The sequence below is a fragment of the Achromobacter sp. GbtcB20 genome (assembly GCF_019091095.1).
Lineage (GTDB): Bacteria > Pseudomonadota > Gammaproteobacteria > Burkholderiales > Burkholderiaceae_B > Achromobacter > Achromobacter mucicolens.
Genome location: NZ_JAGXJZ010000029.1, coordinates 1 through 11815 on the forward strand (window position 1 = coordinate 1; position 11815 = coordinate 11815).

Consider the following 11815-nt stretch of genomic DNA (forward strand, 5'->3'; position numbering starts at 1 on the left):
GCAAAGCCGTGTATCAAGTCTGGCAGCGATCCTTGTTGCACCAAGTGATTCCCGATTTCATAGATCAGTGGGAACGACGGATCGGGGTAAAGGTGGAGGGTTATTTCCTTCAGCGGATGAAGACCAAATGGGGCAGCTGCAATAACTTGCGCGCGCATATCCGGCTCAATACGGAACTAGTCAAAAAGCCTCGTGATCTGCTTGAGTATGTGATCGTTCATGAGATGATCCATCTGATCGAGCCGACGCACAATGAGCGCTTTATCGCTTTGCTGGATAAGCACTATCCCGCTTGGCGAGAGGCTCGAGCAGAGATCAATGCACTGCCCCTTGCGTAATAGCCGGGTGGCGCGAATTAGCACTACCCGCCGCGATCCCCCGCCGCCCTCACAAAATTCTCCTCCAACACGCTCAACACCCGATTCAGCGTATCCACATCCGCGGCGGACAATCCCTTCAGCGACTCCTCAAAAAACTGCGCCCGCTTCGGCAGCGCCTCGTTCACCACCGCCTGCCCTTCAGCCGTCAGCGTCGCATTCGTCAGCCGGTTGTCGTCGGCATCCACCGCCCGCGAAATCCATCCCAGCTTCTGCATCGCCTGCAATTGCCGCGTCAATGACGCCGGATCCAGCCGGCAACGTTCCGCCAGATGCTTCTGCGAGCACTGCCCGTTCTCATGCAGCGCCAGCAATATCCGCCACCGCGGCAAAGCGTGGCCGACCTTGCTGCTGAAGGCGCTTTGCATCACGCGGTAGGTTTGGCCCATGTGCTGGATGACTTGCAGGCCTTGTTGTTGTTTGGGCAAAAGCTACTCTCCGACGCCGGCGGGCTCCGGTTTGGATGGCCGGACCAGTTGCACCAGGGGCACGCGCCGCACGCACCAGATTGCGAAGACGGCGACGGCGAGGGCGATGAGTTGCCCTTCGTGGATGGCGCCCACCAGCGCGATGCGCGCGATTTCGATGAGCGACGTTCCGTCCTGGCCTTGATGGGCCAATTGTGCCAGGAACTCGGTCTGGGCCGCAGGGTTGACCAGCATCTGCGGGTCGTTGAGTTTCGGAAGCCATTGGGCGGAGGCGCCGCGCAGCGTGGATTCCACGCCGTTGAAGTAGCTGTGGCTGACCATGGTGCCCACGACCGCCGTGCCCAGCATGCCGCCGATCATGCGCAGCGATTGCAGAAGCGCGGTGGCGATGCCCAGGTGGCTGCGGCCGGCGGTCTGCTGGGCGAAAACGGTGAGGTTGGGCATGATGAAGCCCATGCCCAGGCCGGCCATCAGCATGTAGCCGGCAATCAAGAGGTGCGAGGTGTAGTTGTGCGTGGTGACGATGCCCAGGCACGAGAACGCCATGAGGATGAAGCCGGCGTACAGCATGCGGTTGGGGTTGCGGATGCGGGTGATGATGCGGCCATTGACGATGCTGCCGACGGTGATAAAGACCACCATAGGCGTGATGAGCAGGCCCGCCTGCTGGGGCGACAGTCCGAAGCCGCCCTGTAGGAGCAGGGGGGCGTAGAACAGCAGGGAATACATGGTCACGCCGACCAGCAGGGCCAGGGTGAAGAGCGTGGCCAGGCCGCGGTTGCGGAACATGTCCAGGGGCAAAAGCGGATGCGGGCAGCGGCGCTCCCACCAGATCAGGGCGGCGAAGGCGGCGATGCTGCCGGCGCCCAGCAGCATGAGTGAGGGCGTGAAGCCGTCCTTGGGCAGGAGCTCGACGAGCAGTTGCAGGGCGCCCAGCGCCACGGCAATCAGCAGCGCGCCCTGCCAGTCCAGCCGGACCTTGCCGGGGCTTTGGTTGCGCAGGTGCGGCAGGTAGCGGGCAACGAACCACAGGCCCAGGATGCCGATGGGCAGGTTGACGTAGAAGACGGAGCGCCAGCCGTAATGTTCCGTCAGGGCGCCGCCTAGCGTGGGGCCGACGGCGTTGGCGATGCCGAAGGCGGCGCTGAGCATTACCTGCCAGCGCAGGCGCACGTGGGGATCGGGGAAGAGATCCGGGATACAGGCGAAGGCCGTGCCGACCAGCATGCCGCCGCCGATGCCTTGCAGAGCCCGCGCCAGCACCAGTTCGAGCATCGTGTCAGCCGCGCCGCACAGGACCGAGGCCAGCGTGAACAGCACGATGGCGGCCACGACGAAGGGTTTGCGTCCGTAGTAGTCGCCCAGCCTGCCGAAGATGGGCACGGTGATGACGGAGGTGAGGAGGTACGACGTCGCGACCCATGCGTAGAGTTCGAAGCCCCGCAGCTCCGCCACGATGGTGGGCAGCGCGGTGCCCACCACGGTCTGGTCGATGGCGACCAGCATCATCACGAAGCACATGCCCAGCATGGCCAGCAGGGTTTGCCGGAAGGGCAGGATCTGGCCGGGCGAGTGTGGAGAAGTGGGGGCGGGGGCGGTCATTGTTGGACGCATCAATAATTGATCGATCAATCATTCTAGTCCTACAATCCGCCCGACAGGAAGCCGTCAGCTTGGCCGATCCCGCTGACCGGCCTGATTTGTTACGATAGCGGTTATCTGCACGCTGGGTTACCGGCGTCTTCAGCAGGCCTTCCTCGGTAGCACCTTCCTTTGGCGCCCATGCCGCAGGCTCGGCAGGCGCGAGGACACGTCCTGAAAGGCAAGCCCTTCGTGGCAAGCCCTGGAATGCAGACAGTTCAATAGGCCGGCGGACTTCCGCTGGCAACGCACCTTCCCCCGCGCTTGGCGCGGTGGTCGGCATCAAGGATTTCCAGTCGAGGTACCGACGGGGCAGCAATGAAAACGTGGTTCAAGCGCATTTTGATAGGCCTGGTAGTGTTGGTTGTCGTGGCCGTCGTCGGCCTGGCCATCTTCTTGCTGACATTCGACCCCAACGCGTACAAGTACAAGCTGGAAGAGCTTGTCCAGGAACGCTATCAGCGCACGTTGACGATCGACGGCGAGATCGAGCTTTCGCTCTTTCCGCGGATCGGCCTGTACGTGCAGGGCGTGTCGCTGTCCGAACCCAATAGCACGGACACCTTTGCCTCCATCGAGAGCACGCGGCTAGCCGTGGCCGTGTGGCCGCTACTGTCCAACAGCTTCGTCGTGGACCACGTTGCCATCAGCGGCCTGAAGGCGCGCGTGGTGCGCGACAAGCAGGGGCAGTTCAATTTCAGCAATCTGGTGGGCGGAACGCCGCCTGTCACCGATGCCCCCGGCAATCCGGCCGAGGCCCTGGTGGGCGCGGCCCAGACCGCCGCGCAGGCGATTACCGGCGGCCCCGTGCCGACGTCGCGCAACAACATGCAGATCGACATCGCCGGCCTGGACCTGAAGGACGGCGAAGTGCAGATGCAGGACGCGATCACCGGCATGGCGGTCGCGGTGACCCGTATCAACGCCAATACCGGCCGCGTCACGTTCAACCAGCCTTTCGATGTGCGGATGTCGGCCCGGGTCGAAGGCGGATATCCGCGCGTCGACGCCAACCTGACCGGCCAGGCGTTGCTGACGCTGGACCCCTCGGCCAAGCGCTATGCCGCGCAAAAGCTTGATTTGCGCATGGACGGCAAGTTGCCCGGCGCGGAGGCCAAGAGCCTCGTGATGCGCGGCAACCTGGCCTTCAATGGGCAGAAGTCCGCGCTGGACGTGGCTGGGCTGGAACTCCTGTTCCAGGGCGACGTGACCGAACCTTCGGCCAAGGCGACCAATGTGGAAGCCAGCGTGGCAATTCCCAAACTGGCGATTGACCCGCACAAGAGCCAGCTCCAGATCGAAAAACTGGCCGTGCGCGCCAAGGGCGGCGTGGCCGATGGTCCGTTTGAACTGGCGGTCGATGCGCCGGCGCTCAATATCTCGCCCGCCTCCGCCACCGGCGAGGCCCTGACCGGCCGCGTGCGCATCAGCGGCCTGGACGCCAGCTTCGGCCTGAATGGCATCAGCGGCAATGCCGGCGAACTGGACATCAAGGAAGCCAAGCTGGATAGCACGTCCAAGAAGGGCGAACGGGTGGTGAAGCTGAATTTTGCGTCGCCGCTCAGCCTGAATCTCTTGATGCGCAGCGGCGCCATGTCGGCGCTGCGTGGCGACGTGAACATCACCGATCCGGGCCTGCCCAAGGGCAGCCTCCAGATCCCGGTGATCGGCAGCCTGACGGTGGACCTGCTCAAGGACCAGGCCACCAGCAAGATCAACGCGGTCCTGGAAGGCGGCAAGTTCGACCTGAGCGCCGACATCACCAAACTGTCCGACACGCCGCAGATGAAGTTTGCGCTGGCCGTGGACACGCTGGACCTGGACAAGCTGGTGCCGCCGGTCTTGGCCGCGCCGCCCAAGCCGCCCGCGGACGGCAAGAAAGACGACAGCAAGCCCGCGCCGGCGCCTGCACCGGCCGCGCCCCCCGACGACACGATCAACCTGTCCGCGCTGGTGGGTCCCAGCGTGAACGGCACGCTGAAAGTGGGCAAGCTGGTCGTGCGGGGCCTGAAGGCCGACGAAGTGTCGGCGGCGGTCAAGCTGGACAAGGGCAAGCTCGACATCTCCAACCTCGCGGCAGGGCTTTACGGCGGCAAGCTGGCCGGCGCCCTGTCGGTGGACGCGGCGCAGGGCAATCAGATCGCGACCAAGATGACGCTGGCCGATATCGCCATCGAGCCGCTGCTGATGGACCTGGCCAAACGGAACGTGCTGAGCGGCACGGGCAATCTGATGCTGGACCTGAAAACCGGGGGCGCCAACGTCTATGCCATGAAGAGCGGGCTGGCGGGCGCGTTGCAAGTGCGCCTGCGCGATGGCGCGGTCAAGGGCATCGACCTGACGCAGACGCTGCGCGACCTGAAGGCCCGGTTCTCGCCGGACGCGCAAAACGAGACCGTGGCTGCCGACACCAGCAAGCAGACGCAGTTCTCTGAAATGGATGCGGACCTGGCTATTGCCAAGGGCGTGGCGACGGTCAAGCGCCTGAGCTTCGTGTCGCCGCTGCTGCGCGTCACGCAGGGCGATCCGGCCACCATCGACTTCGTCAAGAGCGAGCTGGATCTGGTGGCGCGCGCGCGTGTCATCAACCCGGCGGCCAATCCCGACGGCAAAGAACTGATCGACCTGAAGGACGTGACCATTCCCGTCCATTTCAAGGGTCCGTTCGACAACCCCTCGTACACGCTGCTCTGGAAGGACGCCATCGGCGGCATCCTGAAGCGCAGCCTGGAGAACAAGCTCAAGGAAGCGGTCTCCGGCAAGGGCAAGAGCGGCGCTGCGGTGGACAAGGCCTTGAAGGGACTGTTGGGCAAATGAGCGACGACCAATTCCAGCCCATCGCCGAATGCGGCGTGACGACGCAGGCGCAGGCCGCCGCCTACCATCGCCAGTGGCTGGTCGCCAATGATTCCGGGCAGTGGCTGAACCGCGAGCTGTGCCCCAGGCTGGCCGACGTGTCGGTGGAACTGCGCCTGGGCTACCTGGTGTTGAAGGCGCCGGGCATGCTGCGCATGGATATTCCGCTGGACGTGATCGAAGACGACGACAGCGTGCGCTACAGCATGCTGGTGGGTGAGCAGAACATCGACGTCGTCGACGAAGGCGAGCTGGCCGCGGCCTGGATTTCGAACTTCGTGCAGGTGCCTTGCCGCATCATGAAGGTCCACCCGGATACACCCGTGACCCACTGGCCGGCCTGAAGGCGGCCAGCGCCGGTTTTCAAGCGCCCGCGCGGGTGCGCTTGTACTCGAAGGCGGTGTGGGCCACGAGGCCCGCCGCCAGGCCCCAGAAGGCCGAACCAATTCCCCAGAAACTGAATCCCGAGGCCGTCGCCAGCAGCGTGATGAGCGCGGCCTCGCGTCGTTGCGGGTTGGCCATGGCAGCGGCCATGCCGCCCATGATGGTGCCCAGCAGCGCCAGGCCGGCCAACGCTGCCAGCAGGGCGGCAGGTAGCGCCTGGAAGAAGACGGCGACCGCGCCCGCAACGATGCTGAGCGCGACATAGCTGACCCCGTAAGTGGCGGCGGCGATGTAGCGCTTGCCCGGATCGGGATGCGCTTCGGGCCCCGTGCAGATGGCTGCGCTGATCGCGCCCATGGTGACGCTGTGCGCGCCGAAGGGGGCGGCCAGGAGGCCCAGCAGGCCCGTGGCGGCCACGAGGCGCGAGGCCGGCGGCCGGTAGCCGGCGGCCTGCAGAATGGCCAGGCCCGGCAGGTTTTGCGAGGCCATGGCGACGACAAAAAGGGGAATGCCCAGGCTGACCGCCGCCTGCGCGCTGAAGGCGGGCGTGGTCCAGACGAATTCGGTCAGGCGCCAGTCCAGCTGGTCGACCTGCATGAGGCCCATTGCGGCCGCCATGGCCACTGCCACGGCCATCACCACCAGCACGGCGTAGCGCGGCGCCCAGCGGCGGCACAGCAGGTAGGCGGCGCACATGGCCAGCACCAGCGCGGGCTGCTTGTTGATGTTGCTGAAGATGCCCATGCCGAAATTGAGCAGCACGCCTGCCAGCATGGCGGCGGCGACCTCGCCGGGAATGCGGCGCAGGATGGGATCGATCCAGCCGAACAGTCCGCACGCGAGCGTCAGGCCGGCCGCCAGCACGAAGGCGCCCACGGCTTCATTGAAGGGAACGCCGGCCAGCGCGGTGACCAGCAGCGCCGCGCCGGGCGTGGACCACGCCATGACAACGGGCAGGCCCGTGCGCAGGCTGTAGAACGCGCCGCCCAGGCCCAGTACGAGGCTCAGCGAGCCGATCCATGAGCCGATGCGCGCCGCGTCCAGGCCGGCTGCATGGCCCGCCTGCACCATCAGCACGGCGGTGCCGCCGAAACTGACCAGGACGGCGACCAGCCCCGCAGCGACCGCGGACGCGGAGAGGTCGCGTCGGGCGTGGTGTGGGGAGGGGGAAAGGTTGATGCTTGGCGGCGCCGTGTCGCTCATGCGGCACCGGTCAGGCGTCGATACTTGGCCATGAGTTGCTCCTGGCCTTCATTCCATTGCGGGTGCAGCTCGATGCATTCCACCGGACAGACCACCTTGCACTGCGGCTCGTCGTGGTGGCCGACGCATTCCGTGCACCGGTCGGGGTCGATGACGTAGTAGTCCTCGCCCATGGAAATCGCTTCGTTCGGGCACTGGGGCTCGCAAACGTCGCAATTGATACATTCTTCGGTGATGGTCAGGGCCATGATGGGCTACGGAAAGGCGAGGGGCCCGGCCATTGTAGCGCCGGGCGGCCGGGGCCCGGAAAGCGCGAAAAGGGCGCCTTCGCGCCCCTTTGGGGATGGTGCGGGCGGGGCGCCTCAGCCCGGCCAGGACTGTTCGCGGCGTTCCTTGGCCTTTTCCTGGAGCCAGCGCTCGACGGAGGGGAACACGAACTTGCTGACGTCTCCGCCCAGTTGCGCGATTTCACGGACGATGGTGCCCGAGATGAACTGGTACTGGTCGGACGGCGTCATGAACAGCGTCTCGACGTCGGGCAGCAGATGGCGGTTCATGCCGGCCATCTGGAATTCGTATTCGAAGTCGGACACGGCGCGCAGCCCGCGCACGATGACGCGCCCATTCTGTTCGCGAACAAAGTCCTTCAACAGGCCGCCGAAGCTTTGCACTTCCACGTTGGGATAGTGCCCCAGCACTTCGCGCGCGATGTCCACGCGCTCGTCGATGCTGAAGAAGGGCTTCTTGTTGCGGCTAATGGCGATTCCCACCACGACTTTGTCAAAAAGCGTGGCTGCACGGCGAACCAGGTCCTCGTGGCCCCTGGTCAGCGGGTCGAAAGTGCCGGGATAAACAGCGATGATCATGCGAGCTCCGTACCGTTATTAGTGGTCTACACCATCCTCCGAAGCCGGATTATTGATCGATTTGCGCATCGCAGCAAATTCCAAAAGATGGAAGTGGACCGCGCCGGCCTTGTCCTGCCGCAGAATCTGGAATCCTTCGGGGGCTTCGATGGCGGATTCCGCCTCGACATAGACTAGCCCGTGATCGGTCAAAATGCCCGGCAGGATCGGCCACAGGCGCGGCAGCCAGCCCTGTCCAAAGGGCGGATCCAGCAGGATGAGGTCGAACCGCGAGGCATCCATCCGTTCGGCGACCTGCATCGCATCGCCCACATGGATGCGTATCATGTCGGCTTTGAGCTTGTCGCGCAGTGTCCGCAGCGCGGACGCGGCGGTCTTGTCCCGCTCGACCATCTGCACATGCGCCACGCCGCGCGAGGCCGCCTCGAAGCCCAGGGCGCCGCTGCCGGCAAAAAGATCCAGCACCTGCTTGTCGGCGAACTCGCCGCCCCACAGGTGCGTAAGCCAGTTGAACAGCGTCTCGCGGACCCGGTCGGGCGTGGGACGCAGCGTCTCCACGTCGGGCACGGCGATGGGGGTGCGCCTGTATTGGCCCCCGACGATACGAATATACTTGTTACCCATGTTTAGCCGCTTCTTCAAGAAAAAATCCCCTCCGCCCGCCACGCCGGCTCAGCCCGCGTCGCCGCCGGAGGTTGCCGACGCGCCAGTCGCGCCCGCGGAGCCGTCTTCTGCCCCGTCCAGCCCGTCGCCGGCGTCGTCTTCGCCGGCGCTTCGGCCGGAACCTGCGGAGCCGGTCGCCGCGCCGGTCAGCGCGCCTGTGACCCCGCCGGTGACGGCGCCCGTAACCCCGCCGGTCACCCCGCCTGCGGCGCCGCCAGCTCCGGCCGTGCCTGCGCCTACGTCTAAGCCAGCGCCGTCCGTCCCAGCCGCGCCCGCGCCTGCGCCAGTGGCGACGCCCGCGCAGCCTGCGCCGTCCCCGGCACCGGCCGCGCCGTCCCTCACGCGCACCGCGCCGGCTTCCGCGCCGGTCGCGGCGCCTGCAGCAGCGGCTTCCGCCGCGCCAGCGGATGAGCCATTCCGCGCACCGCAGCCGCCCGCACCCGTCATCGCGCCCGCACCCGTGGTCCCGGCGCCTGCGCCGGTATCAACGCCTGCGCCTGCGCCGGTATCAGCGCCTGCGCCAGTATCCACGCCTGCGCCTGTCGCAGCCCCCGCACCCGTCGTGGCAGCCGTCCCGGAACGCGCACCCGCCGAGGCGCCCAAGAAGGCCTCGTGGCTGTCGCGCCTGAAGCAGGGCCTGTCCCGTACGGGTCAGAGCATTGGCGGCATCTTCGTCGGCGTGAAGGTCGACGAGAACCTGTTCGAGGAACTCGAATCGGCCCTCATTATGGCCGATGCGGGCCTCGAGGCCACCGAGAAGCTGCTGACCGCGCTGCGCGCGCGGGTCAAGAAGGAACGCATCGAGGATCCGGCCAAGGTGAAGACGGCCCTGCGCCAGTTGCTGGCCGATCACCTGCGCCCGCTGGAGCGCGCGTTTGACTTGAAGCGCACGCAACCGCTGGTGGTGATGATTGCCGGCGTGAACGGCGCGGGCAAGACGACTTCCATCGGCAAGCTGGCGCATACGTTCCAGCGCCAGGGCGCCAGCGTGCTGCTGGCCGCCGGCGACACCTTCCGCGCCGCCGCGCGCGAGCAGCTAGTGGAATGGGGCAGCCGCAACAACGTCAGCGTGATTTCGCAGGACGGCGGCGATCCGGCCGCGGTGGCGTTCGACTCGGTCAATGCCGGCCGCGCACGCGGCATGGGCGTGGTGATGGTGGATACCGCCGGCCGCCTGCCCACGCAGCTGCACCTGATGGAAGAACTGAAGAAGATCCGCCGCGTCATCGGCAAGGCGGATGCGTCCGCGCCGCATGAGGTGCTGCTGGTGGTGGATGGCAACACGGGTCAGAATGCGCTGGCGCAGATCCGCGCGTTTGACGCTGCCATCAACCTGACCGGTCTGGTCGTGACCAAGCTGGACGGCACGGCCAAGGGCGGCACGCTGGCGGCCGTTGCTGCCGGCAGCCAGGGCGTGCGTCCAGTGCCGGTGTATTGGATTGGCGTGGGCGAAAGCCTGGAAGACCTGCAGCCCTTCGTGGCGGACGAGTTCGCGGCGGCATTGCTGGCGGATTGAAGCCGTTCATTCGGCGGGCGGAAACGCCCCTCTGAAGGCCCCTGGCGGGACGACGCGCAAGCGCCGTCCCGCAGTCGTTTGCGCACCCGCCAAACGGCCGGCGCGCGATGCGTGTCACTTCCAGAAAGGCTTGCTGCGCGCCAGATCATCGAAGGCTTGCTGCGCCTCGATGACCAGTTCGTCCAGGCGCGCGCTGATCCAGCCCAGCGCAAACCAAGCCTGCGGATGCGTTGCCGTACACGACTGGTAGTAGTCCTTGGCCATCGCCAGGTCATTGATTTCGCCCAACACGTCCTGCACGCGGGACAGCAGCTTGCGATAGCCGCGCAGCTTGCTGGCGGGCAGCAGCGATTCGGCGAAAGACAGCCCGTAGCGCAGGCGTTTGCCGCGCTTGCGCAGTTCGTGGCGGGTGGGGATGTCCAGCGAGGCGAAGTGCGTGCCCTGGTCGGCCACCTTGCCGTGCCAACGGTGCAGGCGGCGGGCCAGGAGCTTGTGCAGACGCTGCGGCTGCGGCTCCGGCGTCAGCATCGGGATGATGGTGGGCTTGACGACGGGACCGGCCACGCCGCCTTCCAGCCGGATGGCGGGTTCGGGCGCGGCGTCGCTGGGCGTGCCGTTGGCGATGGTCTGGCCATCCGCTTCCGGCTGGACCGCCGGCACGTCGAGCGACCATTCCAGCAGTTCCAGCAGCCAGGCCTGAAACGGCTGGCCTCCCGCAATGGTCTGCGCGTCCGCCTCGGGCGGCGCGGCTTCCATCGGGATCACGGGCATGCCGGCGCGCAGCAGCGCGGGGGCGACCGTTTCGTTCAGCACGTCCTGGTCGCGGTTGGCGCCGAACGCCGCAAAGTGGGTGCGCACGCCTTGCAGCAGGGAATCGGGCACCGGCGCGATCCAGCCATCGAACAGCTTCCAGGCCGACCGCAGCCGGCGCACGCCCACGCGCAATTGATGCACGTGTTCGGAATTACCCGCGCGGTACACGCCTTCGGTGTCGACTTCGGCCAGCACCGCGGCATTGCGGCAGATCTGGTCCAGGCATTCGGCCGCGATCGCGCCCATGGCCTGGGACGGCGTCATGTCATTGCGCAGCTTGACGGCGGCGGCGCCGCGTGGCGCCCAGAACTGGGCGATGGCCTGCGCACGCCGCGCTTCGTGATCTTCGCCGGCGGCGGCGTCCACCTCGGCCAGGCGCTGCGCAAGCTGGGCCAGGGCGTCGCCGCGTTCTGACTTGCTGCGCGGATCCAGGATCAGCGCATGCCGCTGCTGCCAGCCGCGCGCGGCGGCGAAGATGGCGGCGGGGCGTCCCGACACCAGTTCGAATTCCAGTTCGGAGATCGGCAGCTCCAGCGCGCCCGCGCGCAGGATGCCGGTGTCGTAGGCCAGCTCCACTGTGCCGTGACGCGTGCGGATCTTGCGCAAGAGGCGCTGCACGTCGGTTTCGTAACGCAGGCCCAGTTCGCCTTTGATGGCGGATAGCGGGCCTTCGACTTCGGTGCCGGCATAGACCGACAGGTCCAGCACGGGACCGGGGCGCGGATGGTTCATCTCGATGCGCGAGATCGCGTCGGCGCCGGGCATCTTCAGCGTCTGCACCCAGTCGGGCCCTTCCTGGCGCAGCCGGATGGCGATGCGCGCCCGCGCAAGCTCACGCTCTGGCGTGTCGAAATACATGGCATGCAGGCGAAGGCGCGTGGCCTCGCGCTGCTTGACTTCACGCAACACGGCCTGGCGCGAAGCCGTGGGCACGTGCAGTTTCAATTCCTGTTCCGACATGGCAGCGGGTGTCCAACGGCAAAAGCCGAGATCTTAATCAAGGCGCGGGTGCGATTTGATGACCGGTCATATTTTGTTCACATGGAGGATAGACGTGATCGCGCCGCA

11 protein-coding genes are annotated in these 11815 nt (G+C 66.3%); 4 read left to right on the plus strand and 7 right to left on the minus strand.

Translation table 11 applies throughout. The annotated features are described in order from the left end of the window. Window positions 1-338 (plus strand): M48 family metallopeptidase (locus KVT32_RS25230; RefSeq protein ID WP_217618997.1); only part of this gene is annotated, 338 nt, incomplete at its 5' end. A 23-nt stretch (window positions 339-361) separates the two neighbouring features. Here the strand turns inward: KVT32_RS25230 and KVT32_RS25235 are convergent. Together KVT32_RS25235 and KVT32_RS25240 are read right to left on the minus strand one after the other, a co-directional pair. After that, window positions 362-805, minus strand: coding sequence for a MarR family winged helix-turn-helix transcriptional regulator (locus KVT32_RS25235; protein ID WP_056325394.1), 444 nt, complete (start codon window positions 803-805; stop codon window positions 362-364). A gap of 3 nt (window positions 806-808) precedes the next feature. Continuing rightward, window positions 809-2407 (minus strand): MDR family MFS transporter, encoded by a 1599-nt coding sequence (locus KVT32_RS25240; RefSeq protein ID WP_062839582.1) that lies wholly within the window; start codon window positions 2405-2407, stop codon window positions 809-811. Between the two features lie 357 nt (window positions 2408-2764). On the opposite strand from KVT32_RS25240, the gene KVT32_RS25245 reads away from it, so the two are divergent. Both KVT32_RS25245 and KVT32_RS25250 read left to right on the plus strand, forming a co-directional pair. Further along, window positions 2765-5263 carry an AsmA family protein gene (locus KVT32_RS25245; RefSeq protein WP_217618998.1) on the plus strand — a complete coding sequence of 833 codons (2499 nt, stop codon included), beginning with the start codon at window positions 2765-2767 and terminating at the stop codon, window positions 5261-5263. After that, window positions 5260-5646 (plus strand): MOSC N-terminal beta barrel domain-containing protein, encoded by a 387-nt coding sequence (locus KVT32_RS25250; RefSeq protein WP_217618999.1) that lies wholly within the window; start codon window positions 5260-5262, stop codon window positions 5644-5646. Before KVT32_RS25245 ends, KVT32_RS25250 begins: the two co-directional genes overlap by 4 nt. A 19-nt stretch (window positions 5647-5665) precedes the next feature. Here KVT32_RS25250 and KVT32_RS25255 read toward each other — a convergent pair whose 3' ends face one another. From KVT32_RS25255 to rsmD, 4 genes are all read right to left on the minus strand, one after another. Beyond that, window positions 5666-6889 carry a benzoate/H(+) symporter BenE family transporter gene (locus tag KVT32_RS25255; RefSeq protein ID WP_062839585.1) on the minus strand — a complete coding sequence of 408 codons (1224 nt, stop codon included), beginning with the start codon at window positions 6887-6889 and terminating at the stop codon, window positions 5666-5668. Next, complete coding sequence (locus KVT32_RS25260) at window positions 6886-7137, minus strand: YfhL family 4Fe-4S dicluster ferredoxin (RefSeq protein WP_042795127.1); 252 nt, start codon at window positions 7135-7137, stop codon at window positions 6886-6888. The genes KVT32_RS25255 and KVT32_RS25260 overlap by 4 nt, the downstream gene beginning before the upstream one ends. Window positions 7138-7251: 114 nt before the next feature. Beyond that, the gene (coaD, locus tag KVT32_RS25265; protein ID WP_056558877.1) at window positions 7252-7755 is read right to left on the minus strand and encodes a pantetheine-phosphate adenylyltransferase; all 504 of its coding nucleotides are present in this window, start codon (window positions 7753-7755) and stop codon (window positions 7252-7254) included. Window positions 7756-7773: 18 nt separating this feature from the next. Further along, a complete protein-coding gene (rsmD, locus tag KVT32_RS25270) occupies window positions 7774-8379 on the minus strand; it encodes a 16S rRNA (guanine(966)-N(2))-methyltransferase RsmD (protein ID WP_056325409.1) in 606 nt (201 codons plus the stop codon). A 484-nt stretch (window positions 8380-8863) separates the two neighbouring features. On the opposite strand from rsmD, the gene ftsY reads away from it, so the two are divergent. Beyond that, on the plus strand, window positions 8864-9934 hold the full coding sequence (gene ftsY, locus KVT32_RS25275) for a signal recognition particle-docking protein FtsY (protein ID WP_371825614.1): 1071 nt from the start codon (window positions 8864-8866) through the stop codon (window positions 9932-9934). Between the two features lie 114 nt (window positions 9935-10048). Here ftsY and KVT32_RS25280 read toward each other — a convergent pair whose 3' ends face one another. Continuing rightward, window positions 10049-11707 (minus strand): CYTH and CHAD domain-containing protein, encoded by a 1659-nt coding sequence (locus tag KVT32_RS25280; RefSeq protein WP_217619001.1) that lies wholly within the window; start codon window positions 11705-11707, stop codon window positions 10049-10051. Window positions 11708-11815: the final 108 nt, after the last annotated feature.

Bases quoted from the DNA above. Each gene is read 5' to 3' on its own strand.
- KVT32_RS25240 (WP_062839582.1), bottom strand. From the start codon at position 2,407: ATGACCGCCCCCGCCCCCACTTCTCCACACTCGCCCGGCCAGATCCTG.
- KVT32_RS25245 (WP_217618998.1), top strand. From the start codon at position 2,765: ATGAAAACGTGGTTCAAGCGCATTTTGATAGGCCTGGTAGTGTTGGTT.
- KVT32_RS25250 (WP_217618999.1), top strand. From the start codon at position 5,260: ATGAGCGACGACCAATTCCAGCCCATCGCCGAATGCGGCGTGACGACG.
- KVT32_RS25255 (WP_062839585.1), bottom strand. From the start codon at position 6,889: ATGAGCGACACGGCGCCGCCAAGCATCAACCTTTCCCCCTCCCCACAC.
- KVT32_RS25260 (WP_042795127.1), bottom strand. From the start codon at position 7,137: ATGGCCCTGACCATCACCGAAGAATGTATCAATTGCGACGTTTGCGAG.
- coaD (WP_056558877.1), bottom strand. From the start codon at position 7,755: ATGATCATCGCTGTTTATCCCGGCACTTTCGACCCGCTGACCAGGGGC.
- rsmD (WP_056325409.1), bottom strand. From the start codon at position 8,379: ATGGGTAACAAGTATATTCGTATCGTCGGGGGCCAATACAGGCGCACC.
- KVT32_RS25280 (WP_217619001.1), bottom strand. From the start codon at position 11,707: ATGTCGGAACAGGAATTGAAACTGCACGTGCCCACGGCTTCGCGCCAG.